This window comes from Corynebacterium sp. HMSC05E07 (assembly GCF_001807225.1).
Taxonomy (GTDB): Bacteria; Actinomycetota; Actinomycetes; order Mycobacteriales; family Mycobacteriaceae; genus Corynebacterium; species Corynebacterium singulare.
Genome location: NZ_KV788254.1, coordinates 48,620 through 72,254 on the forward strand (window position 1 = coordinate 48,620; position 23,635 = coordinate 72,254).

General features: G+C 61.6%; 21 protein-coding genes. 8 read left to right on the plus strand and 13 right to left on the minus strand.

The window, feature by feature from the left end; all coding sequences use genetic code 11:
- Positions 1–33: 33 nt before the first annotated feature.
- Positions 34–1,260: a D-alanyl-D-alanine carboxypeptidase family protein gene (locus HMPREF3149_RS09960; protein ID WP_070537848.1), complete on the plus strand. Its 1,227-nt coding sequence runs from the start codon at positions 34–36 to the stop codon at positions 1,258–1,260.
- Here HMPREF3149_RS09960 and HMPREF3149_RS09965 read toward each other — a convergent pair.
- From HMPREF3149_RS09965 to HMPREF3149_RS09990, 6 genes are read right to left on the minus strand one after another with little or no spacing between them, the layout of a single operon-like run.
- Complete coding sequence (locus HMPREF3149_RS09965) at positions 1,229–1,987, minus strand: RDD family protein (RefSeq protein ID WP_070537850.1); 759 nt, start codon at positions 1,985–1,987, stop codon at positions 1,229–1,231. The genes HMPREF3149_RS09960 and HMPREF3149_RS09965 overlap by 32 nt on opposite strands.
- Positions 1,988–1,991: 4 nt before the next feature.
- Positions 1,992–3,074: a YhjD/YihY/BrkB family envelope integrity protein gene (locus tag HMPREF3149_RS09970; protein WP_070537852.1), complete on the minus strand. Its 1,083-nt coding sequence runs from the start codon at positions 3,072–3,074 to the stop codon at positions 1,992–1,994.
- Positions 3,075–3,127: 53 nt separating this feature from the next.
- Positions 3,128–4,162, minus strand: coding sequence for a tryptophan--tRNA ligase (gene trpS / locus HMPREF3149_RS09975; RefSeq protein WP_042529528.1), 1,035 nt, complete (start codon positions 4,160–4,162; stop codon positions 3,128–3,130).
- A gap of 46 nt (positions 4,163–4,208) precedes the next feature.
- Entirely contained in the window at positions 4,209–4,400 is a 192-nt protein-coding gene (locus HMPREF3149_RS09980) for a hypothetical protein (protein WP_042529526.1), read from the minus strand.
- A 51-nt stretch (positions 4,401–4,451) separates the two neighbouring features.
- Positions 4,452–5,351 (minus strand): exodeoxyribonuclease III, encoded by a 900-nt coding sequence (locus HMPREF3149_RS09985; protein ID WP_070537854.1) that lies wholly within the window; start codon positions 5,349–5,351, stop codon positions 4,452–4,454.
- 10 nt (positions 5,352–5,361) lie between these two features.
- Positions 5,362–6,603 carry an MFS transporter gene (locus tag HMPREF3149_RS09990; RefSeq protein WP_070537856.1) on the minus strand — a complete coding sequence of 414 codons (1,242 nt, stop codon included), beginning with the start codon at positions 6,601–6,603 and terminating at the stop codon, positions 5,362–5,364.
- A 182-nt stretch (positions 6,604–6,785) separates the two neighbouring features.
- On the opposite strand from HMPREF3149_RS09990, the gene HMPREF3149_RS09995 reads away from it, so the two are divergent.
- The 5 genes from HMPREF3149_RS09995 to HMPREF3149_RS10015 all read left to right on the plus strand — a co-directional run bounded on the left by HMPREF3149_RS09995 (position 6,786) and on the right by HMPREF3149_RS10015 (position 15,463).
- On the plus strand, positions 6,786–8,969 hold the full coding sequence (locus tag HMPREF3149_RS09995) for an NADP-dependent isocitrate dehydrogenase (RefSeq protein WP_070537858.1): 2,184 nt from the start codon (positions 6,786–6,788) through the stop codon (positions 8,967–8,969).
- Positions 8,970–9,148: 179 nt separating this feature from the next.
- Complete coding sequence (locus HMPREF3149_RS10000; protein ID WP_083280844.1) at positions 9,149–10,627, plus strand: RNA-binding domain-containing protein; 1,479 nt, start codon at positions 9,149–9,151, stop codon at positions 10,625–10,627.
- A 312-nt stretch (positions 10,628–10,939) separates the two neighbouring features.
- The gene (locus HMPREF3149_RS10005; protein WP_070537862.1) at positions 10,940–12,322 is read left to right on the plus strand and encodes a PepSY-associated TM helix domain-containing protein; all 1,383 of its coding nucleotides are present in this window, start codon (positions 10,940–10,942) and stop codon (positions 12,320–12,322) included.
- Between the two features lie 11 nt (positions 12,323–12,333).
- A complete protein-coding gene (locus tag HMPREF3149_RS10010) occupies positions 12,334–14,352 on the plus strand; it encodes a M3 family metallopeptidase (protein WP_070537864.1) in 2,019 nt (672 codons plus the stop codon).
- Between the two features lie 82 nt (positions 14,353–14,434).
- A complete protein-coding gene (locus HMPREF3149_RS10015) occupies positions 14,435–15,463 on the plus strand; it encodes an HNH endonuclease signature motif containing protein (protein WP_083280845.1) in 1,029 nt (342 codons plus the stop codon).
- A 160-nt stretch (positions 15,464–15,623) separates the two neighbouring features.
- Here the strand turns inward: HMPREF3149_RS10015 and ppc are convergent, their stop codons facing one another.
- The 3 genes from ppc to pdxS form a co-directional block, all read right to left on the minus strand.
- The gene (gene ppc / locus HMPREF3149_RS10020; RefSeq protein ID WP_070537866.1) at positions 15,624–18,356 is read right to left on the minus strand and encodes a phosphoenolpyruvate carboxylase; all 2,733 of its coding nucleotides are present in this window, start codon (positions 18,354–18,356) and stop codon (positions 15,624–15,626) included.
- A 72-nt stretch (positions 18,357–18,428) separates the two neighbouring features.
- Positions 18,429–19,016 carry a pyridoxal 5'-phosphate synthase glutaminase subunit PdxT gene (gene pdxT / locus HMPREF3149_RS10025; RefSeq protein WP_070537868.1) on the minus strand — a complete coding sequence of 196 codons (588 nt, stop codon included), beginning with the start codon at positions 19,014–19,016 and terminating at the stop codon, positions 18,429–18,431.
- Positions 19,010–19,912, minus strand: a complete 903-nt coding sequence (pdxS, locus tag HMPREF3149_RS10030; RefSeq protein WP_042529509.1) for a pyridoxal 5'-phosphate synthase lyase subunit PdxS — start codon at positions 19,910–19,912, stop codon at positions 19,010–19,012. The genes pdxT and pdxS overlap by 7 nt, the downstream gene beginning before the upstream one ends.
- Positions 19,913–19,993: 81 nt before the next feature.
- Between pdxS and HMPREF3149_RS10035 the strand changes: the two genes are divergently transcribed.
- Complete coding sequence (locus tag HMPREF3149_RS10035) at positions 19,994–21,301, plus strand: MocR-like pyridoxine biosynthesis transcription factor PdxR (protein WP_070537870.1); 1,308 nt, start codon at positions 19,994–19,996, stop codon at positions 21,299–21,301.
- The gene (locus tag HMPREF3149_RS10040) at positions 21,298–21,894 is read left to right on the plus strand and encodes an MBL fold metallo-hydrolase (protein WP_070537871.1); all 597 of its coding nucleotides are present in this window, start codon (positions 21,298–21,300) and stop codon (positions 21,892–21,894) included. Before HMPREF3149_RS10035 ends, HMPREF3149_RS10040 begins: the two co-directional genes overlap by 4 nt.
- Positions 21,895–21,900: 6 nt before the next feature.
- Here the strand turns inward: HMPREF3149_RS10040 and HMPREF3149_RS10045 are convergent, their stop codons facing one another.
- The 4 genes from HMPREF3149_RS10045 to HMPREF3149_RS13765 all read right to left on the minus strand — a co-directional run.
- Complete coding sequence (locus HMPREF3149_RS10045) at positions 21,901–22,341, minus strand: hypothetical protein (protein WP_042529503.1); 441 nt, start codon at positions 22,339–22,341, stop codon at positions 21,901–21,903.
- Entirely contained in the window at positions 22,335–22,505 is a 171-nt protein-coding gene (locus tag HMPREF3149_RS13640) for a hypothetical protein (RefSeq protein WP_168162204.1), read from the minus strand. Before HMPREF3149_RS13640 ends, HMPREF3149_RS10045 begins: the two co-directional genes overlap by 7 nt.
- A 210-nt stretch (positions 22,506–22,715) precedes the next feature.
- Positions 22,716–23,393, minus strand: a complete 678-nt coding sequence (locus tag HMPREF3149_RS10050; protein ID WP_070537873.1) for a response regulator transcription factor — start codon at positions 23,391–23,393, stop codon at positions 22,716–22,718.
- On the minus strand, positions 23,338–23,635 hold a 298-nt coding region (locus HMPREF3149_RS13765), incomplete at its 5' end, for a hypothetical protein (protein ID WP_210385442.1). The genes HMPREF3149_RS10050 and HMPREF3149_RS13765, both read right to left, overlap by 56 nt.

Here is a 23,635-nt window from a genome sequence, read left to right on the forward strand (position 1 = left end):
CATCCTAGGGCGGGGTCTAGGATTAAGCACATCATGAAACATGTCCCCGCGCTCCTCGCAGTCCTCGCACTCACCGCTGCCCCACCAGCACTCGCGGAGGAGTCTGAAACGGACGCGTCCTCATCAATCACACGCACCACCGCGCCAGACACCGATTCCTGCCCGCACTCCCTCAAACCCGGTGAGCCGAACACGACCTCTGAGATGCTCGCCCCCGGCCAAGCCACCCCCACTCCCCTGCCTGCGGTGGAAGGGGCCGCATGTGGTGTCACCGCACCGCGCGGTTTCAGGGTCAACAAGGACGTCGTTGCCTCGGCGTGGATGGTCAGTGATCTTGACACCGGCGAAGTCATCGCGATGAAAGATCCCAACGGCCGATACCGCCCTGCATCCATTATCAAGGCGCTGCTCGCACTTGTAGTCATTGATGAATTACCGCTTGACCAGCGCATCACGGCCACGGTGGAAGACGCATCCGTTGAAGGCTCTGCCGTGGGCATTGGACCGGATGGTGAATACACCGTGGAGCAGTTGCTGGAGGGCTTGCTCATGGCGTCCGGCAACGATGCCGCGCATGCCTTAGCGCAGGCCGTCGGCGGGGACGCTGCAGCTCTGGACAAAGTGAACGAGAAAGCCCGGGAGATTGGAACGCGCTCAACTGTCGCAGCGAGCTATTCCGGGCTGGATGCCGCGGGAATGTCGACCTCCGCGGCGGACATCTCACTCATCTACCGCGCAGCCTTTGCCAATGACACATTTGCGCGCATCGTCGACACTGAACACGTGGACTTCCCCGGTTGGGGTGACATGCCTGGATACGAGCTCTGGAATGACAACGGGCTTTTTCTCAATGATCCGGATGGCATCGGTGGCAAGACGGGCTACACCGAGGACGCGCACCACACGTTCGTCGGTGCGGTCAATCGCGGCGGGCGGCGCCTGCAAGCGGTCATTCTGGATACCACCGTCGAACATGGCTTCCGGGCGTGGGAGCAGGCGCAGATGCTTCTCGACGAATCCTCCGACGTCGCCCCCGGCGAAGGCGTAGGACAGCTCGAGGAATTTTCAGCTCAAGCGGCAGAGGAGACAACAGAAGTTCCTACCCCTGCTCCTCCGACCCCCGCAGAGGCCCCGGAAACGGCGCAGCCCCGCTCATCCTTCGAGGACTCGCAGGGCTGGATCGGTTGGGTGGTGGCAGGGCTCGTTGCCCTACTGGTCATCGCGGTGGCTACTTTTTCACTACTTCGGCGTGAGCCATGATGTCGTGCTGACCACGCAGCGCATTCTTCGGGCCAATCGTGGTCACCACGTACAGGGCTCCAAAGAACGCAATCAGCGGGCCAAGGAGCGGCACGAGGGAGGCAACGCGCCACCAGTTGCGTTTGATGCTCTGCGACCACGTGAGCTTCTCGTGGGTCGTGATATCACGGACGGTGTAGCCGCCGATGAGCTTTGCCGGCGTCGCACCGGCGTACACCTCGAAGAAAAGATAGTAGGCCACAGTGAAGAGGCTAGAAATGCTGACGATCCACATGCTGTGCGAGTCAGGATCGATAAAGCTGACGCTCACGATAAAGGACACCATCAGAGCAGCGAAGAAGTAATCGATGATCGCCATGAGGACGCGGTTGCCGGGGGTAGCTCGCTGGGCGCTATCGCTGCCTCTCGCGGTTGTACCCATGGGACGAGCAGAGTCGGCTTCCGGCTCCGTGGTCCAGCGCCCGGTCTCCGCAAATTCCTCCAGTTGGGCCCATGTGGGTTGGTTTCCACGTTCGAGGCCTTGATCGTAGGTCGCGCGGGAGGAAGGTTCCGTCAGAATTCGCGCGGCGACGGCGAGTTCCTGTCGTTCGGGGTCCTCGGGGACGAAGCCGGTGCCTTCGAGGTGGGCGTCGGCAGCCGCGAGTTGCACGCTAAGCTCGCGCGACGTCGCACGCGGGTCCAGGGTGAAGTGAGTGTAGAGGTTCGGAGCGGGCGTTGTGGGAAGCACGGGCCTACTTTCGACGCAGCAGGGCCACGGCACCGGCGGCAGCTGCACCGAGGGCAGCACCAGCACCCAAGGTCACGCCCGTGTTCGGGCCCTTCTTGATTTCGTTGCGGACGTGGATAACCGCCTGATCCGGCACCGGCGGCTCGAGCAGCTCTAGGGATTCCTCAGTGGTAGCCGTCCACGCAGACACGTAGAGGACCACGCGCCAGACCAGGTACATGACCACCATGAGGACGATCACCGGGCCGAAGACGGCACCTGCCGGATTGCCGGCTGCCGAGGACATGACCACGGTAGAGAGCTGCTTGAGAACCTCAAAGATTACAGCGCCGATGAGCGCACCTTTCAGGCCCGACTTGGTGGGAACCTTGGTGCGCGGCAGGAAAGCCACCATCCACCAGAAGACAAGGAAGTTGGCGATAAGGCCGATGACAATACCGGCCAGAACAATCACCGCATCCATCCCGGGGAAGGACTCAATGCCTACCCACTCGAAGACCTTCTGGGTCAGGCCGGAGGAACCGGCCGCCGTCACGCCGAAGGCGATAACTAGGGCGATGAGCAGGCCAATGAGCCCGAATAGATCGCTGAGCTTCTTCGTCACGAAGTTACCCGGAGCATCATTTGGGTCCTGGTTCCACATCGCGGAAATACCGATGCGCAGGTTGTTCATCCAGCCCAGGCCGGACCACAGCGTGGTCAAACCACCAATGCCGTACATTGCACCGCGCTGATCAATGGCCGTCTTTAGCAGCTCCGTGATGGAATCTCCGAGGTCACCCGACACGGAATTCGCAATCTGCTCCTCAAGCTGCTGCATAAGGTCCGGGCGGTTAGCCAGCACCGTGGCTGCGCCAGCGACCACGAGCATGAAAATCGGGAAGATGGCCAGAACCGAAAAGTAGGTAATACCCGCGGCAAACTGGTTGCCGCCCTGGCTGCCGTAGCGGTCCAGCATCTTCATGATGTGGTCAATAAAGCCAGACTTCTCGCGGACTTTATCTACCGCACCTGGATCATCAGCGTGCGCGCGCTCGATGCCGTATTCATCGGTCTTCTTCTCATCAGTGCGTGTCGTTGGTGCCACAGGCACACCCCTTTTTATGTTGTTAGTTAAACGTCCCTCATATGCTAACCAACTCAGCCGCGGCGCGCGGGGAGGAACCCAACCGCCTCGTAGACCTTGTCCACGAGCGGGGTCGCAATCTCCGTGGCTCGCTCCGCACCCTGAGCAAGGATGCGCTCCAGCTCGCCGCGATCTTCCATGAGTTCGTCATAGCGTGCCTTGAGCGGGGTGGTGAAGGCCTCCAGCGCTTCGGCAGTATCCACCTTGAGGTGACCGTAGCCCTGGCCGGCGTACTTCTCCACGAGAGCATCGATAGCCTCGCCAGTCAGTGCGGACTGGATGGCCAGCAGGTTGGACACTCCCGGCTGCTTCTCGCGGTCGAAGGCCACCACGCCGAGGTCATCGGTCACCGCGGACTTGATGCGCTTCGCGGAGGTCTTGGGAGCGTCGAGAAGATTCACCAGGCCCTTCGGGTTCGTGCCCGACTTCGACATCTTGGAGGTCGGCTCCTGCAGGTCATAAATCTTGGCCGAGCCTTCCGGAATGAACGGTTCCGGCACGCGGAAGACCTCGCCGTACTTGTTGTTAAAACGCTCCGCCAGGTTACGGGTGAGCTCGAGATGCTGGCGCTGATCTTCGCCCACCGGCACATAGTGCGGGGAGTAAAGAAGGATATCCGCGGCCATAAGCATAGGATAAGTAAACAGCCCCACCGTGGTGCGGTCCTGGCCCTGCTTGGCGGACTTGTCCTTGAACTGGGTCATGCGGGAGGCCTCACCGAAACCAGTCAGGCACTGCAGCACCCAGGTTAGCTCCGCATGCGCAGGCACGTGGGATTGGACAAAAAGGGTGGATTTCGCCGGGTCAATGCCTAGGGCGATGAGCTGTGCGGCACCCGCAATGGTGCGGTGGCGCAGCTCTTCCGGGTTCTGCTCCACCGTGATGGCGTGCAGGTCCGGGATAAAATAAAAAGCCTCGTAGCTCTCCTGCAGGTCAATCCACTGCTTGAGAGCTCCGAGGTAATTGCCCAGGTGGTAGGAATCCGCCGTGGGCTGGATTCCCGAAAGGACTCGGGATGCGGAGGACGATGCAGAAGTGGAGTCAGTCATGGTTGACCACTCTACTCTGCCGCCGCCTCCGCGCGGCGTTGCGGCCTTAAATCTTGCGGGAGGTCGGGCTCACAATGTCCATCACGGTAGCAAAGCCAGCCACGATGAACGCACCACCGATGCCCTGAACGATGATCGGGCCGAGGAACGCGAAGGACGGGCCAACGATGGTCCACCACCAGATACCCAGGGCAAGCAGAATAGCGCCGAGGACGAAGTAGATGAGTGCGCGGGTCATGAGCATCTCCTGCGAAATAGAAAGCTGTCTTAATTCGGAATTATCGTACCACTACTTGTACTCGACCAGGAGCGGGGAATGGTCAGACCAGCGCTGCTCCACCGTCGGAGCCTTCTCCACCCAGGTGCGCTGAGCGCGCTCAAGCATGGCCTTCGTGGCCGCCTGGTAATCAATGCGCCAGCCTGCATCGTTATTAAAAGCCTGGCCACGGTACGTCCACCAGGTGTAGGGCCCCTCTGCTTCTGGGTGCAGGCGCCTGGCGACGTCAAACCACTGCGGGTCCGCCGCCGCCTCCCAGGAGGTCTTCGCCTCATAGTCCACCACGCCGAGCCAGTCCCCCAGCCCCTTCTTTTCCTGTGGCTCATCATCTGGGAAGGAGCCGAAGACGCGGTCCATGAAAGCACGTTCCTCCGGAAGGTGCCCGGACTTCTTCTCGTTGGGCTTGTTGTTCTTCAAATCTTGGGCGCGGTGGCAGATATTCCAGTCACCACCAATGACGGCCTCCGGATAGGCAGCGGCGAGATCATCAAGGACCTCAGAGAACTCATCCAGAAAGAGGTATTTTTCGTCCTGCTTCGGGGAATCGGTGTCGCCGGAGGGCAAGTACAGCGACGCCACGCGCACGCCTTCCACAGTCGCGGCGATGAAGCGGCCGGATTCGGCGAAGGAGCCGAAGCCCACGGAGACGTCGCCAAGCGCATGCTTCGATAGGATGCCCACGCCCGCACGGCCCTTGGCGGCAGATTCGGCCTGGACCAGGTTCCATCCTGCCTCCAGCGCCGGGGCGAGGGCCTTCTGCGTCTGCTCGGGGGTGGCGCGCACCTCCTGCATGAGGACGACGTCTGCGGGCGTGGTCTCAAGCCACGCATTCATACCGAGATTGTCCTCGTTGCGCTGTTTGCAGGCCGCGCGGATGCCGTTGACGTTGACGGAGGCGATGGTGAAACTCATACCGGTCAGTCTAACTGTGTTCAATAATCTTCACGGAAGGGGCCAGGCGGCGTTTGTCCCACTGGGTAACGATCCAGGTCAGACAACCCGCCACGGCCAGGCCCGCGCCCGCCAGCGCGGTGGAGTTGTAGGAATACCCCGCGCCGACGACAACGCCACCAATCGCCGCTCCGGCCGCATTCGCAATGTTGAGGGCGGACTGGTTGAGCGCTGCGGCCAAGGTTTGGGCATCGCCTGCCACGTTGACCAAGCGCAGCTGCAGCGACGGCACGAGAATGGAGCCGAAGAAGGCGAGGATGCCGAAGACAATCGTCCCGGCCCACGCACTGTGCGCCGCGAAGTAGAAGGTCACGGAGACGCCGACCATGCAGATGAGGGCGAAGATGATACCGAATTCTAGGTTGCGGTCCGCCAACCAGCCGCCGGCGACGTTTCCGGTGGTCATGCCGATGCCATAGGCCATAAGCACTATCCACGTGAGGTTCGGATCCATGCCGGCGACCTCCGTCATGGTCCACGTGATGTAGGTGTAGACAGCAAACATGCCACCAAAGCCCACGGTGCCGAGGAAGACGGTCAGCAGGACCTGACTGTTCTTCAGCGCGCCCAGCTCCGTAAACATGTCCGTCTGCGGCATGCGCGTCATGTGCGGGAAGAGGAAGAACAGCAGCACCATCGTCAGCGCCGCGATGGCCACGACAAGGAAGTAGGCCGCATGCCAGCCCATCCCCTGGCCTAGTGCTTGGGCTGCGGGCACACCGATCACGGTGGCCACGGAAAGCCCCATGCCCACCATCGACATGGCAAAACCTTGGCGTCCGGGCGGCGCCATCGACACCGCCGCCAGATTTGCTACGGAAAAGTACGCTCCATGCGGCAAACCAGCAATGAAACGGGCCGCGAGAAGTACGCCGTAATTCGGGGCAACCGCGGTGAGCAGGTTTCCCACGAGAAGGAAGCCGATGAGCAGGATAATCAGGCGACGGCGCGGAAGTTTGCCCGTCAACGCTGCGATGACCGGTGCGCCTACGACGACGCCGAGGGCGTAGACGGAGATGACTACCGACGCCCTATCTTCCGTAATCCCGAAGTCATCCGCAATGAGCGGCAGCAGGCCCATCGACGTGAATTCCGTTGTGCCGATGGCGAAGGCACCCAAAGCCATAGCAATCATGACGATGGTGCGGCGCGAGGACGAGATCTCTGTTTGTCGGGGCACGGGGCGGCGCTGTATACGCGTGGCGGGCTTCATCGGTTTCACGTGGGCAGACCTTAGTCCTTTCCCCGCTGGGGCGGTAAGCCCAGACGGGGTGGCCGTGCAAAGCACACAGCTCTCCCCCACGGGTGGCACGAGTCACAGGGGGGCCGCCACGCGGGGATAACAAGACAGGTATCCTGTGAGGTTGAACAGTTTTCAACGTATAGAGGAGAACCATGGCTAAGATCATTTGGACCCGCACCGACGAGGCGCCACTGCTGGCGACCTACTCTTTCAAGCCGGTCGTGGAGGCCTTCGCCTCCACCGCGGGCATTGAGGTGGAAACCCGCGACATCTCCCTGGCTGGCCGCATCTTGGCCCAGTTCCCGGAGCGCTTGGGCGACAAGAAGGTGTCTGATGCCCTGGCTGAGCTGGGTGACCTGGCCAAGACCCCGGAAGCGAACATCATTAAGCTGCCGAACATCTCCGCTTCCCTGGTGCAGCTGAAGAAGGCCATTGCTGAGCTGCAGGCCGCTGGCTTCGACCTCCCGGAGTACGAAGAGGCGCAGGAGAAATACGACGCCGTGAAGGGCTCCGCCGTGAACCCGGTTCTGCGTGAGGGTAACTCCGATCGCCGCGCCCCGATTGCGGTCAAGAACTTTGCCAAGAAGAACCCGCACAAGATGGGCGCATGGTCCGCTGAGTCCAAGACCAACGTAGCGACCATGGAGGCAGATGACTTCCGCCACAACGAGAAGTCCGTCATTATGCCGGAGGAGGACACCCTCTCTATCGTTCTGAAGACCGCTGAGGGCGAGCAGACCCTGCTGGAGAAGCTGCCGGTCCTTGCCGGCGAGGTCATCGACGGCACCTTCATGTCTGCCAAGGCTCTTGATGAGTTCCTCAAGGCGCAGGTTGCCCGCGCTAAGGAAGAGGGCGTTCTTTTCTCCGCTCACCTCAAGGCCACCATGATGAAGGTCTCCGACCCGATTATCTTCGGCCACGTTGTTCGCGCCTTCTTCGCTGACGTCTTTGAGAAGTACGGCGAGGAGCTCGAGGCTGCTGGCCTCAACGGTGAGAACGGCCTCGGCGCTATTTATGAGGGCCTGGAGAAGCTCGACAACGGTGCTGAGATCAAGGCTGCGTTCGACGCTGCGCTTGCCGACGGCCCCGACCTCGCCATGGTCAACTCCCACAAGGGAATCACCAACCTGCACGTGCCGTCCGACGTCATCATTGACGCCTCCATGCCGGCTATGATCCGCACCTCCGGCCACATGTGGAACAAGAACGATGAGGAGCAGGACACCCTCGCCGTTATCCCGGATTCCTCCTACGCCGGCGTGTACCAGGCTGTTATTGAGGATTGCAAGGCCAACGGCGCTTTTGACCCGACCACCATGGGTACCGTGCCGAACGTCGGCCTCATGGCCCAGAAGGCTGAGGAGTACGGCTCCCACAACAAGACCTTCAAGGTCCCGGCCGCGGGCACCGTTGAGGTCCGCAACTCCAAGGGCGAGGCCCTTATCTCCCACGACGTGGAGGAGGGCGACATCTGGCGCGCCTGCCAGACCAAGGACGCCCCGATCCAGGACTGGGTCAAGCTGGCCGTCAACCGCGCCCGCCTGTCCGGCATGAAGACCATCTTCTGGCTCGACCCGGAGCGCGGCCACGACGCCAACCTCATCGAGCTGGTCAAGAAGTACCTGCAGGACCACGACACCGAGGGCTTGGACATCTCCATCGAGGACCCGGTCACCGCTACCAAGACCTCTATCGAGCGCATCCGCAAGGGCGAGGACACCATCTCCGTCACCGGTAACGTTCTGCGTGACTACAACACGGACCTCTTCCCCATCCTCGAGCTGGGTACCTCTGCCAAGATGCTGTCCGTGGTTCCGCTCATGGCGGGCGGCGGCCTGTTCGAGACCGGTGCCGGCGGCTCCGCCCCGAAGCACGTCCAGCAGGTTCAGGAGGAGAACCACCTGCGCTGGGATTCCCTCGGTGAGTTCCTGGCCCTGGCTGAGTCCTTCCGCCACGAGCACAACACCAACGGCAACGCCAAGGCCGGCGTCCTGGCAGCTGCCCTGGACAAGGCCACCGAGACCCTTCTGGATGAGGGCAAGTCCCCGTCCCGCAAGGTGGGCGAGAACGACAACCGCGGCTCCCACTTCTTCCTGACCCTCAACTGGGCCAAGGAGCTGGCCGCACAGACTGACGACGCCGAGCTGGCCGAGGCCTTCAAGCCGGTCGCTGAGGCCCTGGAGGCCAAGGCCGGCGAGATTGAGCAGGCGCTTCTCGACGTCCAAGGCTCCCCCGTCGACCTCGGCGGCTACTACGCTCCGAACGAGGAAAAGCTGGCCGAGGTCATGCGCCCGGTTGCTGCCTTCAACGAGATCATTGACGGCCTGAAGAAGTAATTCGGCGCTAGGCGCTTAACAAAAGACCGCTTCGTCTCCTCCCAGGAGTTCGAGGCGGTCTTTTCTTGCTTCATTAGCCGCAAACCGGCCCGAAACCACAGATTCGGGCGCTATTTTTACCCGTTGAGCTGCGAGAACTTTTTCTTGACTGTTTCTTGCTTCTCGCGCATACTCTAAGCATGACTCCCATCAATTCTGCGCCCGAGGAACAGCTTGTTGCCCGCATAAAACGGTTTACAGCACTTCCTGCTGAGCTACCGTGGCTCGAATTCAAGGTAAACGGGCTTTCCTCTGGCTCGGAGATTGCAAAGTATGCCTGCGCTTTAGGCAACTCGGCGCGTCTGCACGATGAACCAGCGGGATACCTCATATGGGGAGTAAACGATGACCACGAAGTCGTTGGGACGTCGTTTAACTGGCAACGCGCAAAAGGGAAAGGCAACGAAGACCTACTCCCCTGGCTCAACCGCGTCATTAGTCCAGCACCTGATCTGACCTTCGACGAGGTAACGGTTGATGGGCACCTTGTTGTACTTCTGCGTATACCAGCTGCCTTGTCTTCCCCGTATTCTTTCGACGAAAAGCGTTATTTTCGCAAGGGCAGCTATGTCAAGAATCTCATGGATTTTCCCAATGAAGAACGTCAGCTCTGGCAGAAACTCAACCAGTTCGAATTTGAAAACACTGTAGTTGCTGAGAACCTTGAGCCCGAATCAATCACCGAACTTCTTGATCCCGAAGCCTTCTTCCTCAACCGACCAGAGCTCCCTCGCACGACCGGCGATGCCCTGATCGATACGCTACGAACCGCTAAGGCCATCTCCTACTCACACGAGCAAGGCTGGCATATTCCGGCATGGTCCGCGCTCATGTACGCACGTTCCCTTCAGGACTTTCCAGAGCTGCGCGAGCGTGCTCCCCGCGTCATGCATTTCAAAGGCACCTCGCGCACCGATGTAGAACGTGAATGGGAATTCACTGAAGGATACGCATCTTCCTTCACTCACATAGTCACGCTTTTCAACACCATTCGCCCAGGCGGCGAACATATTGATTCCAGCGGCAAGCGCGTGGCAACTCCACTGCTACCAACGGTAGCCTTCCGCGAGGTCCTAGCAAATGCGCTCATGCACCAGGATCTCGAGCAACGTGGCCGATTCTTGACCGTAGAGATTTTCAGCGATCGAGTCGCAGTAACCAACCCTGGTACCCCTCTCATCGATCCCCAAAGGTTCATTGACTCGGCTTCCACCACCCGCAATACCTATCTTGGCGAGGCTTTGCGCCTGGCACACTTCGTCGAACAGCGAGGAAGCGGCTGGGACAAGATCGTTTCTTCACTCGAAGCGGAGCATTTCCCACCTGCTCTCATCCGCGCCAACGGAAGTACCACAGTGTCCCTCAGCGCCTACCGCCCATTCGCGCTGATGACTATGGAGGAAAAGACCCAAGCCGTATATCAACATGCTTGCCTTCGCTTCCTCGAGAACCTTCCCGTTAACAATTCGTCGATCCGTCAGCGCTTCGGGCTGAAAGACTCGCAAGCGGCTCAGGCCACTCGCCTGCTTGCTGCCACCGTCGAGGAAGGCCTCATCCACCCTTACGATCCCAGCGCAGGCCCGCGGTCATTGCGTTATGTTCCGTTCTGGAGCAATTAGGAACCGCTTTCTTGCTTCATTAGCCACAAACCGGCTCTCAACACCACATGTGGGCGCTATTTTTACCCATTGAGCTGCGAGAACTTTTTCTAGACTGTTTCTTGCTTCTCGCTCCTTACTTCGCGCGTTTTCATCCTTTGAACACCGAGGAACCCAGTTAGTTAAAAAGTTTTTCAATTTTCGGGAACCGAGAAACCATCGCCTCCGACTACTAGTGCAGTTGATATCAGCGCCTGTCCATCGCCCCTACTGAGCGTCCCGCGAACGTTTAGCAGGGGCCCTTTACCCCTAGATCCTGAAAGAGCACTACATATGAGTCGGACGGCTCTGCGATCCTTCATTCAGCGCATTCACTTTTATGGCGGCATGTTCGTCGGCCCCTTCATCCTCGTCGCGGCATTGACTGGCTGCCTCTATGCCATTGCCCCCACCTTGGAAAAGGTGGCCTATCGCGATGTGATGAACGTTCCCACGGTCGAGCACCCGCTCAGCCTCGAGGAGCAAATCCAGGCCGCGCAACACGAGCACCCGGATATGCCCGTCTCCCAGGTGTGGCCCGCTACGACCCCCACGGACTCCACCCGCGTGCTGGTTAGTGACCCGGGGATTGATGAAAGCCTCCAGCGAACCGTCTTTATCAACCCCGCCAACGCTGACGTTATCGGGGACTACCCCACTTACTCCGGTCTGGGTGAGATGCCGCTGCGCCGCTGGATTTCTTCCCTGCACGAAAGCTTCCACCTGGGCAAGGTGGGTAAGCTCTACTCCGAGCTGGCCGCCTCCTGGCTGTGGGTCATGGCCTGCGGAGGGCTCTACATGTGGTGGATTCGCCGCCGCCCCAAGAACAAGGCAACCGCGAAGTCCACGCAACAGCAGCCGAAGCGCTCCGCACGTTCGAAGGCTACGCGCCTACACGCCACCATCGGAGCCTGGATCTTCATCGGTCTCATTGGTCTTTCCGCGACCGGTATCACGTGGTCGCAGCTGGCCGGCGACAATGTCAACTCCCTCGTGGAACGTATGCACTGGAAGGCCACCCCCATTGGCACTGCCCTCCCCGGCACAAGTACAGAAACACATAAGCACACCGGACACGAAGGTCATGAGGGACATGGCGGCCATGCGGGAGGGGCGTCGGAAAGCGCGAGCGTGGCTACCGACGCTGAGCGAGTCCTCCGCACCGGCCGTGCCGAAGGGCTGACCGGCCCCCTGCGCCTGTACCCGCCGGAAAACGCCCACTCCGCCTGGCAGGTCAGCGAACGCTGGGTAGAGTGGCGCACGACCTCTGACGAGGTGTCCGTCGACGGCTCCACCGGCGAGGTCATCGACCGCCAGCCCTTCTCCAGCCTGCCGTTGTTTAGCAAGCTCAGCAGCTGGGGAATCTACCTGCACACGGGCATCATGTTCGGCCTGCCGCTGCAGATTGCATTGTTCGCGCTGGGGCTGGCTATCGCCGCCCTCGTGATCTTGGGCTATTACATGTGGTTCAAGCGCCGCCCATGCTTTGTTCCAACGTCACGCTTCTCCTGGGCCACCACGGCACTAGGTGCGCTGTTCGCAGCCACCGTCGGCGTCTTCCTGCCGCTGCTGGGTATCACGTTGGCCGTGTTCCTCGTTCTTGATGTCATCCTTATACATCGCAAGCCAGCGTCACGACACAGCGATTTAGTGAAAACCGTCACACGAGTGGGGTAGATTGGTCACTTATGACTAACCCACTTTTGAGCCCTTCCCCGCTGCCCTACCAACTGCCGCCCTTCGCGGACATCACCGTCGAGCACTACCGCCCGGCCTTCGACGAGGCGCTCGCGCGTCACCGCGCGGAAATCGCCGCCATCACCGACAACCCCGCCGACCCCACATGGGAGAATACCGTCGAGGCCCTCGAGCGCTCCGGCCAGGACTTGGACCGCGTCATGGCTGTCTTCGGAAACCTCTCCGGCACAGACGTCACGGAGGAGATGGAGGATATCGCTGCCGAGCTCTACCCGCGCCTCGCCGCGCACTATGACGCGATGTACCAGAACGAGGTGCTCTACGCGCGCATCAAGGAGGCAACGCCGCTTGCCGACGACCCCGAGGGCCACCACCTCCACGACCACCTCCTGCGCACCTTCAAACGCAAGGGAGCCGACCTCGACGCTGCCGGCAAGGCCCGCCTGTCCGAGATCAACCAGCGCCTGTCCGCGCTCTCGGAGGAATTCGGCCGCAACCTCATGGCGTCCACGCGCGAGCGCGCGGTGTCCTTCACCGAAGATGAACTCGAGGGCCTGCCCGCCGAGCGCATCGCCTCCGCCAAGGCCGATGCCGAAGCACTCGGACGCGACGGCTTTGTCATCCCACTGGAGCTGCCCACCGTGCAGTCGGAGCTCAGCCGCTTGGTGCGGGAGGATGCGAGGGGGAGGTTGTATGGGGCGTCGGCAAGCAGGGGCTCTGAGAACAACATCCCGGGCCTCATTGAGGCCGTGCAGCTGCGCGCCGAGCGCGCCGAGCTGCTGGGATACGCCACACATGCCGACTACGTCATCGCCGAGGAAACCGCCGCGACTGCCGACGCCGCCCGTTCCATGCTCCACGACCTCGCCCCCGCCGCCGCAGCCAACGCCGCCGGTGAACAGAAACTCCTCGCCGAAGAAGCCGAGCTCAACGGCCAAGGCTTCACCGCCGCCGACTGGCCCTATTGGGAATCCAAGGTCCGCGCCCGCGACTTCTCCCTCGACGAAGAGGAACTCCGCAACTACTTCCCGTTGAACCAGGTCCTGGAAAAGGGCGTCTTCGCCGCCGCCGAGCGCCTCTACGGCATCACCGTGACCCCGCGCGATGACCTCGAGGGCTACGCGGAGGGCGTCCGCGTGTGGGAGGTGCGGGACGGGGAAACGGGGATTGGTCTCCTCCTCACCGACTACTTTGGGCGTCCCACCAAGCGCGGTGGCGCGTGGATGAGCGAGTTCGTCGGCCAGTCCGGGCTGCTGGAGCGCAAGCCGGTCATTGTTAACGTCATGGGCATCACCAAGCCCGCCGACGGTTCGCAGCCGCTGCTCAGCATGGACGAGGTACGCACCGTCTTCCACGAGTTCGGGCACGCTTTGCATGGCCTGCTTTCCGACGTCCGCTACCCGACCTTCGCCGGCACCAACGTCCCCCGTGACTGGGTGGAGTTCCCCTCGCAGATCAACGAGAACTGGGCCCTCGATCCTCAGCTGGTCAAGGAGTACGCACGCCACGTGGAGACCGGTGAGTCCATCCCCGACGAACTTCTCGCTGCTGTCACCGCGGCCTCCGAGTTCGGCCAGGGTTTCGCAACGTCAGAGTACTTGGGGGCCTCCATTATCGACTTGGCGTGGCATTCGCTGAGCACCGCCGAGGCCGCCGAGCTGGAAGCAACTCCGAAGGCTGTCGCCGAGTTTGAGGCTGAGGCTCTGCGCGCGGCCGGTTTGGACAACCCGTACATCGCGCCGCGCTACCGGTCGACGTACTTTAATCACATCTTTGCCGGCGGCTATTCCGCGGGCTACTACTCCTATCTCTGGGCCGAGGCTCTCGACGCCGACGGTTTCGAATGGTTCAAGGAGCAGTCGGATATGCGCGCGGCTGGACAGAAGTTCCGCGAGGTCATCCTGTCAAAAGGAGCCTCCCGCGACTTCACCGAGGCTTACCGCGAGTTCCGCGGCCGCGACAAGGATGTCACACCGCTGCTCAAGCGCCGCGGTCTGGCGGGCGCTTAGTCGGGACTAGTTATCCACAGTTTTCGCCACCGGCGGTAACTAACCCTTGTTGGCTCGGTGGGGCGCTTTTAGGCTGAGGTTCATGAGAGTTCAGACCTTCTTCGCCGCACTCGGCCGGGCCATTGACCTGGTGGCCGAGTGCGCGGGCCTGTCTGAATCCGACCTGGTTTCCTTCGGTGCCACGCCTGCCGACGCCTCCCTCCTCCTCTCCCTCCACCACACCTACTTCGGACACACTAACTCCACCCGCAAGCAGCGCATTGCCGCCGACGCCGCCCGCCGCCGCGGCCATGGCCTAGTGACCTTGCAACGCATCGAGTCTTTCGTGGCCAAAGTCCGGGACCACAATAAGGCTTGGGACCTGCGTGTGGAGCTGTGCCAGACCAGTGCGGAGTTGGTGGACAACGTTGCGCGCAAGCGCCTGCGCGAGATGCGCAAGCCCCGCACGTATGCTGAGCGCGCGAAGATTACCCAGCACGATAATGGCCTTGCCACGCTGACCGTGACGGCGGATTCACGCGAGCTTACGGACGTGTTTAAGGGCATCGACCAAGAGCGCCCCGGCGCGAGCTTCTTAGAACAACTCGAAGGCGGCGGCGTGAAAACTGAGGTGACTGCTATGGCAGTCATGCAGCTTGATGACTACGCCGAGCTGCTCAAGGGCAATACCGACAAGGACGGCGAGGAATTTATCGTCCGCACCACCGATGGTGCGACGATGACCGGTTCGCAGTTAATCGAGCAAGTCATGCTGGATAAAGGCATCATCGTGGCGGTCAGCCGCGAGCACGGACCGCTCGATGTCTTCCGCTACCAGCGCTTCGCCACCGGCAAGCAGCGCCTTGCGCTGGCCGCGGAGAATCCCTGCTGCGCGTGGAAGGGCTGCAAGGTGCCCTTCGAAAAGTGCCAGATTCACCACATCAAAGCCTGGGCCCGCGGCGGGCCCACCAACATCCTCAACCTGGTGCCGCTGTGTCCGTATCACAACGGCGTCAACGACGATGACCCCGATGCCCCGCCTACGCGTGGCCGGATGGACCGCATCGGTGGGCGCACCGCGTGGCTGCCGCCTTACGACGCCTCCCCGGCCTTCACAAGCCCCTTCAATTAATTCGCCCACGACCCGATAAGTGGGCCCGCCTGATAGCCACCACCCCGCAGGAACCTTCTCCTGACGGGGACATCGGTGCGCGTGATGACTACGGACGCGGTTGACCTGAGCATGCCTACTCCAGGCTTGATCAAATAGAACTAAGTCAAGTTGGGCTTGGTTAGCCGGCGTTGCGCAGCGCGGTGGCGAGGCCATTCATCGTGACCTGGATGGTCTTGGACACGAGGAATTGGTCATCGCCGCGGCGGTAGCGGCGCAGCAGCTCGAGCTGGACGGCGTTAAGCGGCAGCAGGTACGGGTAGCGGCGCTTGAGCGAACGCGCCTGGCGCTGGTTCTCACTAACCAGGTCCGCGTTGCCGGTGACCGTGAGATAAACCTCGCGGGTGCGCTCGAATTCCTCGGAGATGAGCCCGAAGATGCGGTCGGCGGTAGCTTTATCGTCAACCAAGTTGGCGTACAAACGCGCGAGCTGCATCTCCGCCTTCGCCATGACCTGCGCCATGTTGGAGAACACGGAACGGAAGAAGGGCCATGTGCGATAGAGCTCGCGCAGTTCCTCCCAGCGTGCCTCCTCGTCACCCGTAACCCCGTCGCCCGTAACCCCGTCGCTCGCAACCTCGCCGTTTGCCGCTGTGCTGTCGCCGCCGGTGTTAGCAGCGCCTTGAGACACCCATGAGGTCACCGCGCTGCCCACGCCGAACCAGCCCGGAATGTTCGTGCGAGACTGCGACCACGACAGCACCCACGGAATCGCGCGCAAATCCGTAATGGCGGTGGTCTGCTTGCGGGAAGTGGGGCGCGAGCCTAGGTTGAGCTCGCCAATCTCGTGCAGGGGCGTGGATTGGGTGAAGTAGGAGATGAAGCCGGGGTCATCGACAAGCTGGCGATACGCCGTACCGCTCAAGGACGCCAGCTCGCGCATAATCTCGTAGGCGCGCTCCGGGTCTGCGATAGGTTCGGTGTCCAAAAGCGAGGCCTCCAGCGCACCGGAGACGAAAGCCTCAAGGTGGCGGCGCGCGGTCTCTGGCGCACCATACTTAGCCGAGATAACCTCGCCCTGCTCGGTGATGCGCACCGAGCCGGTCACCGCACCTTTGGGCTGCGCCAAAATCGCGTCATACGTCGGGCCACCACCGCGGCCGACCGCACCACCGCGGCCGTGCGCCAGGCGCAGTTCCACTCCATGGCGTTGGCACACATCCACGAGGGCCAGTTCGGCGTCGTACAGCGCCCAGTTCGCCTGCAGGTAGCCGCCATCCTTGTTGGAATCCGAATAACCCAGCATGACCTCCTGCACATCGCCCCGCGAGCGCAGATGTTCGCGGTACACCGGCACCGCCCACAACTTCTCCAGGATGCCGGCGCCGGCCTTGAGGTCATCGATGGTCTCAAACAGCGGCACCACATCGACCTGCTTCAGCCCCACCTCCTTGAGCAACACCATCGGCTCGAGAATGTCGGAGACCGTCCCCGTCATAGAGATGATGCAGTGCGACACCGACTCCGGACCCAAGTCGCGCACAACACGGGCGGCCGCACGGAAAATGCCGAGCTCTTTAGCGGTGTCCGCGCTAAATTCCGCATCCGGGAAGAGCAGCGGGCGATTGGTCTGCAGCTCCTTGACCAACAGCGCAACCTTCTCTTCCTCTCCCAGCGCGCGGTACTCATCGACGATCCTCGCTTCAGCGAAAATCTCAGTGAGCACGTTCTCAAAGGACTCTGAGTTCTGGCGCATGTCCAGCGAATACAGGTGAAAGCCGAACGTCGTCACGGCGGAGCGCAGGCGCGCGAGGCGGTCGTCGGCGATGATGTCATCGTTGAATTGGCGCAGCGAGCGGTCGATCACATCCAAGTCACGCTTGAGCTCCTCCGGGGAGGCATACGCGCTTGCCGACGCCTCCCCCTTCACCACCTTGAGCGTCTCCTTCACGCGGTGCCGGATGCCGTAGATGGCGCGGCGGTAGGGTTCGTCGACGCGGGATTGGTCGTTGTTATTTGCGGCGTCGGCAAGCGCGCCGAGCTCCTTCGAGCTCGAGGAATAGCGATCAGAGAGGGACAGCTCGCGCTCCAGCTCCCCAAGCTGATCCTCGTAGTAACGGAGGATGGTCTTCGCAGCCTTGCGGGTGGCGTAGGTGAGGGTGCGGTCAGTGACGTAGGGGTTGCCGTCGTGGTCGCCGCCGATCCAGGACCCTGGGCGCACGACGGGCGAATCCGGCAGCTGCTGGCCGAAGGTCTCACGCATGGCATGACGGATGGCGCGGTTAAGCGCAGGGACCTGGTCTAGGAGAGAAAGCTTGTAGTAGCGCAGGCCGACATCCACCTCGTCTTCCAAGGTCGGGCGCGCGATACGGATGAGCGCAGTCTGCCACAGCAGAGTCATGCGCAGGTACATCTCTTTTTCAATCGCCGCCATGTCCCCGCCGCGATGCGATTCCTTCAGCAGGTCCTTGATGCGCGTCTGGGTATCGAAGACGGTGCGGCGGCGGGTTTCGGTGGGGTGCGCGGTAAGGACGGGTGCGACGTGAGCGCCGCGGACGGTGGAAGCAGCGTCGGCAGCAGCGACACCTTCGGCCTTGAGCTTGGCAAAGGTTTTGCGCAGCGAGACCGGCGCGTCGACGGACTCGTCGTCCAAGTCCTCCGCCAGGTTCGCAATGAGCGCGAAATAACTGAACGCGCGGGCCACGAGGTTGACCTTGGTGATGTCGAGATCGCGGAAGATGGCGACGAGGTCCTCGGGCTTGGCATCGCCGTGAGCAACGTCGAAGGCCATGCGGCGAGTCGATTCGACAAGATCAAAGACATCCTCACCCTCCTGCTGGGCGATGACCCGGCCGAGCACCCGGCCGAGGAATCGGATATCTTCGCGGACGACTTCTGGGGCGGGTGTGCTCACGGCGAGCCTTTCTGGGCGTGATGTGTTCAGCGTTCAGCCTTCAATGTAGCCCAGTTCACTATCGAACGATAGTTAAATTGCGAAATCAGCCAGCCATGCGGCGTGAAGGCGAGAATCGCCGTTTTCTTCCGGGTGGAAACTCAGCGCGGTAACGTTCCCCTGCCGCACGCCGACGACCGCCTCGCCATCTTCCCGCAGCACGGTGGCGATAACCTCCACACCTTCACCCACGCGCGTAACGATGGGCGCGCGGATGAAGCTCGCCTCAACGTCGAGCGTCTGGCCACCCAGCGTCACGGGAACGGTACGCTCCTCGGAGAAACGTTGGTTGCCGAAGGCGTTGCGGCGCACGGTGACGTCGATAAGCGCAAGCGTCTGCTGCCCCGGCGCGGGGTTCTCCAGTTCGCGGGCACTGTAGATGAGCCCCGCACACGTGGCGAGCACCGGCAGCTCAGTCTGGCGCAGTGGCTCGGCCACCCCGAACGATCGCGCGAGCTTGTCAATGGCGCTCGATTCGCCGCCGGGCAAGACGAGCCCGTCGAGCCCGTCGAGGTCCTGGGGCAGGCGCACCCGGCGCGTGGCGACGCCAAGCTCGTCGAGGATACGCAGGTGCTCCTCGACCCCGCCCTGCAGCGCCAGGACGCCGATCGTTTTTACCATCCGCGCTCCGCCAGGCGGTGCGGTGCCGGCACGTCGTTGACGTTGATGCCCACCATGGCCTCACCCAGGCCACGGGAAATCTTGGCCAGCTCAGCCGGCTGATCGTAGAGGGTTGCTGCCTTCACAATGGCCTCCGCGCGCGCTGCCGGATTACCGGACTTGAAGATGCCGGAACCGACGAAGACGCCTTCAGCACCCATCTGGCGGACGAGGGCGGCGTCGGCAGGCGTGGCCACGCCACCGGCAACAAAGAGGACGACCGGCAGCTTGCCGGTCTCCGCAACCTCAGCAACGAGGTCGTACGGCGCCTGCAGCTCCTTGGCTGCAACGTAGAGCTCATCGCGGTCGAGGTTCTTCAGGCGCGCGATCTCGGCCTTGATGGTGCGCAGGTGCTTGACGGCCTCGGAGACGTCGCCAGTACCGGCCTCACCCTTGGAACGGATCATGGCCGCGCCTTCGGTGATGCGGCGCAGGGCCTCACCGAGGTTGGTGGCACCGCAGACGAAGGGCACGTCGAAGTCCCACTTGTTGATGTGGTTGACGTAGTCGGCCGGGCTGAGCACCTCGGACTCGTCGATGAAGTCCACGCCGAGCTCGCCGAGGATCTGCGCCTCCACGAAGTGGCCGATGCGAGCCTTAGCCATGACCGGGATGTCGACGGCCTCGACGATGCCCTCGATAAGCTCCGGATCGGACATACGAGCCACACCACCTTGGGCGCGGATATCGGCCGGCACGCGCTCGAGCGCCATAACGGCGGACGCACCCGCGTCCTCCGCAATTCGTGCCTGCTCCGGGGTGACAACGTCCATGATGACGCCACCCTTGAGCATGTCAGCCAGTCCACGCTTGACGCGCGTGGTGGCGCGTCCCTGTTCATTCTTCTGTTCAGTCATAGCTCACATCATGGCCCCAAAAATTGGTCCAAGACAAGAGCCATTTTCCGAGTGTTGCATTAGACCACTTATGATGGGTGGGTGTCCCTACGCCTCGACCCATCTGATACGCGTGCGCTCCCGGTGCAGATTGCCGAGGCCCTCCGCACCCAGGTTGCCGCCGGAATTCTGCTACCCGGGGAGCAGGTACCCTCAACGCGCGCGCTGGCCGCTGAACTCGGCATTTCCCGAGGCAGCGTGGTTACCGCCTACGAACAGCTCACCGCGGAGGGTTACCTCACCGCGGCGGTGGGTTCGGGCACTATTATCAACCCGCACCTGCCTCATGCTCGTGCGCCGCAGCCTCATCCCGCGCCCGCACCGCGGCCGACGCCGCCGCGCGTCGAGCTCACGCCGGGGCTTCCCGATACCGCCGGAATACTCACCCCCGAATGGAGGGCGGCCTGGCGCAAGGCCGCAGTGGACCCCTCCGGCGATCTCCCCCGCGAAGTGGCCGCGCACCTGCGCCACATGCGCGGGCTCACCGTCGATCCGGCCTACGTGGTGGTGACCGCCGGCGCCCGCGACGGCCTGTCGCTGCTGCTGCGTGCGTTGGGCGCGGGCCTCCGCGTGGGCGTGGAGTCGCCGGGTTATCCCAGCTTGCGCCGCGTCCCCCAGGCCCTGGGGCATACGCTTGTCGACGTCCCCACCGACGCGCACGGCGTCACCGTCCCGACCGTTGACCTCGACGTTCTCATCGTTACGCCTTCCCACCAGCACCCCTACGGCGGTTCCCTGCCGGCCGCACGCCGCGGTGAGCTCGTGGAATGGGCGCGAGCCAATGACGTGCTCATTATCGAGGATGACTTCGACTCTGAGCTGCGGTATGTGGGCCAGCCGCTTCCCGCGCTGGCGGCGATGGCACCGGAGCACACCGTCTTGTTAGGTACGTTTTCTTCGGTGATTTCGCCGTCTATTGCCTGCGGCTACCTCGTCGTACCACCGAGCTTGCGCTCGGCAGTTGAGAGGGTGCGGGAGGTTTTCGGCCAGCCCGTCGGCGCCATTCCGCAGGCGGCGCTGGCGAATTACCTGGCCAGTGGCGCTTTGCGGCGCCATACCGGACGAATGCGCCGCGCCTACAAGCGCCGCCGCGACCTCGTACAAGCGGCGCTTGCTGATTCCCCCGCCACGCTACTGCCCATCCACGGCGGTCTCCATGCCGTCCTGCTGTGCGATAACGCAGTAGTCGACCGCGCCGCCAAGCTGGGACTCACGCTCACCCCGCTCAGTGATTACTGGGGCGGAACCACCGCCGAAGAGGGCGTGGTCTTGGGTTTCGGCCACTTAAGCGACGTCGAACTCGCCGCCGCACTCGAGTTGGTGAACAAAGCGCTAGCGTGGGAGTCATGAAGCTTTCTCTGCATGGACAGTCCACAGTCGCCGTCGAAGCACCCAAGGGCCGCATTGTCATCGACCCGGGCCCCTTCTCCGATTTGAGCTGCCTCGAGGGCGCCGGCGCGGTGCTGCTCACTCACGCACACGGCGACCACCTCGACGCCGATGCCGTGCGCGCCACGGGCCTGCCGGTGTGGGGAACGCAGGAGGCTATCGACGCCCTCGGCGCCGGCACCGCGGTGCATGCTGGCGAGAAATTCACGGTCTTGGGCCTCGAGATTCAGGCACTCGGCGGCCTCCACGAGGAGATCCACCCGAATATCCCACGTCCTGAAAACCTAAGCTACTTCTTCGGCGGGGTGCTCCACCCCGGAGACCAGTGGATTGATGCCGACGACGTCGACGTCCTCCTCCTTCCCATCGCCGGACCGTGGGGGCGTGGCGCGGACGCTGCGGACTATGCCATGCGCATCGGCGCGCGGCTGACGGTGCCCATTCATGATGCGGTGTTGTCGGACGTCGGCAAGCACGTGACCGATGGGATGCTGCAACGCGCAGGTGTGACCGGCTACCAGCGCCCCGCGCTGGGCGAGCTTATTCTGGTGTAATCGCGATTAGTCTCGCCTACGGCTGGCAAGCCCTCCGAGAAGGGTACCGACCAAGGTGCCTGGTAGGTAAATAGCAAACCAATAAAGAACAAAGGCCACCGCGTCCAATCCGGTTCCATCACCTTTGTCAGCCAGCGAATAAATGACGAGCCCTGCTACAACCACGGCCGAAGCCACGCAGGTCTCGACCATCGAATGCGCAAAAGAAGGACGACGTACTGCGCCCACCAAAGCTGCAATCATCACAAGGAAAAGCGGCACCAGGTATTCCCACCAAGAACCACTCACGGATTCGGGAGCAAATACAATCCACAAGGCAATCCCTAGTCCTACTAAGACTCCAATCCAGGGGAGTCGGAGCACAAAGTCCTTTGAATTAGCCACAACGAACCATGTCAGCCCGATTACAGCGCATAGTGGCAAAACTCCAAAAAGCAGACCTAACATTGTCGCACTCCTTCGTATTCAGAATTGGACTCGTACCCATTGCCATTAATCTGCAGCAGCTGCTCAACGGAAACTTCGTGAGGTCGCTCCTGCGCAACTGCGACTGACTGCTGCATGGCGATCACCCCACTAAACACGACAGCGCCCAAGGCAAGCTTCTTCATTTCAGGAGTCCCTTCTTTCGATAACTGACAGGCACAGTATCTGTGGCGCCATTAACTCCCTGCAAGAGTTTTCGTCCTTTCACCGACGAAAGTCGGTAATTCGGCCGAGGGGCTTGATGCCCTCCGCCGGAGGAAGAAAAATAGGAAAAGGCCCTGAATCAGAACAAGGGTCCCACCCACTGCCGCTTCGGGACCAAGAATCCCCAACCCTCAGCGCAATAGTCCAAGAGGGACGCCTTGGAGACGGGCAGTAAGTTTCGTTCTCGAGGTCACACCAAAGTGATCGAACAGCACGCGTACCTTTTGTTTAATCGTTGATTCCGCGTAGTGGAGCTGATGAGCAATTTCGGAGTTTGAGTGCCCCTCTACCAGCAGGCGTAGAACCCTCTGATCTTCGGTTTTTAATCGTCGAACCATTTTTTGAGTATGTTGCACTCTCGGTGAGCCAAAACTGTTCGCGAGAATCCGCTGTGCCACATCGGCCTCGATGGTCTTTTTACCCACAGCCGCATTGACAACGCTAGAAACGAAAGCTTCGGGGCCAGCCGTCTTGGGAACATATCCCATTGCCCCAAGTGAATAGCTCTCAAGCAGCGCTTCATCGGTGTCAAAGGAGGTCATTACGACGAACGGAGGCGCCTTCTCGCCCCCGTCTTGAGAGCACATCAATTCAAAGCCATCAGCCCCTGGAAGGCGAAAATCTGTAAGCACAACGTCGTAGGTTGACTCCCTCAGCTTTTCGGCGGCAGTCTCAGCATCATGGACTGTCACTACATGTGAAATATCGGGGTGATTCCAAAAAATCGACTGGAGAAGCGCAGCGAACCTCCTTTCATCTTCCACGATAAGCAGTGATATTCCCATACCCGATTTCACCGCTTTCTTCATGTTCAAGCCGGATCTCACTGACCCATTGATGTGCTTCCCTCTTCACTACCATTGTTCCGCCGTGCGCGCGTACAACCTTCTCGAGATTGTCTAAGCCAATTCCCATCCCACTGACACCCGCAGGGTGTCCCAATGATGAAAGCTCGTTAGAGACAGTTAAAGCATGGGTCGACCGATTCGATTCAAGCCTGAGTGAAACTACGGCTCCCTTGTTGTTCAGAAGACTGAAATGGTAGCGGTGT

Bases quoted from the DNA above. Each gene is read 5' to 3' on its own strand.
- HMPREF3149_RS09960 (WP_070537848.1), top strand. From the start codon at position 34: ATGAAACATGTCCCCGCGCTCCTCGCAGTCCTCGCACTCACCGCTGCC.
- trpS (WP_042529528.1), bottom strand. From the start codon at position 4,162: ATGACTGACTCCACTTCTGCATCGTCCTCCGCATCCCGAGTCCTTTCG.
- HMPREF3149_RS09980 (WP_042529526.1), bottom strand. From the start codon at position 4,400: ATGACCCGCGCACTCATCTACTTCGTCCTCGGCGCTATTCTGCTTGCC.
- HMPREF3149_RS09985 (WP_070537854.1), bottom strand. From the start codon at position 5,351: ATGAGTTTCACCATCGCCTCCGTCAACGTCAACGGCATCCGCGCGGCC.
- HMPREF3149_RS09990 (WP_070537856.1), bottom strand. From the start codon at position 6,603: ATGAAGCCCGCCACGCGTATACAGCGCCGCCCCGTGCCCCGACAAACA.
- HMPREF3149_RS09995 (WP_070537858.1), top strand. From the start codon at position 6,786: ATGGCTAAGATCATTTGGACCCGCACCGACGAGGCGCCACTGCTGGCG.
- HMPREF3149_RS10000 (WP_083280844.1), top strand. From the start codon at position 9,149: ATGACTCCCATCAATTCTGCGCCCGAGGAACAGCTTGTTGCCCGCATA.
- HMPREF3149_RS10005 (WP_070537862.1), top strand. From the start codon at position 10,940: ATGAGTCGGACGGCTCTGCGATCCTTCATTCAGCGCATTCACTTTTAT.
- HMPREF3149_RS10010 (WP_070537864.1), top strand. From the start codon at position 12,334: ATGACTAACCCACTTTTGAGCCCTTCCCCGCTGCCCTACCAACTGCCG.
- HMPREF3149_RS10015 (WP_083280845.1), top strand. From the start codon at position 14,435: ATGAGAGTTCAGACCTTCTTCGCCGCACTCGGCCGGGCCATTGACCTG.
- pdxT (WP_070537868.1), bottom strand. From the start codon at position 19,016: ATGGTAAAAACGATCGGCGTCCTGGCGCTGCAGGGCGGGGTCGAGGAG.
- pdxS (WP_042529509.1), bottom strand. From the start codon at position 19,912: ATGACTGAACAGAAGAATGAACAGGGACGCGCCACCACGCGCGTCAAG.
- HMPREF3149_RS10040 (WP_070537871.1), top strand. From the start codon at position 21,298: ATGAAGCTTTCTCTGCATGGACAGTCCACAGTCGCCGTCGAAGCACCC.
- HMPREF3149_RS10045 (WP_042529503.1), bottom strand. From the start codon at position 22,341: ATGTTAGGTCTGCTTTTTGGAGTTTTGCCACTATGCGCTGTAATCGGG.
- HMPREF3149_RS13640 (WP_168162204.1), bottom strand. From the start codon at position 22,505: ATGAAGAAGCTTGCCTTGGGCGCTGTCGTGTTTAGTGGGGTGATCGCC.
- HMPREF3149_RS10050 (WP_070537873.1), bottom strand. From the start codon at position 23,393: ATGAAGAAAGCGGTGAAATCGGGTATGGGAATATCACTGCTTATCGTG.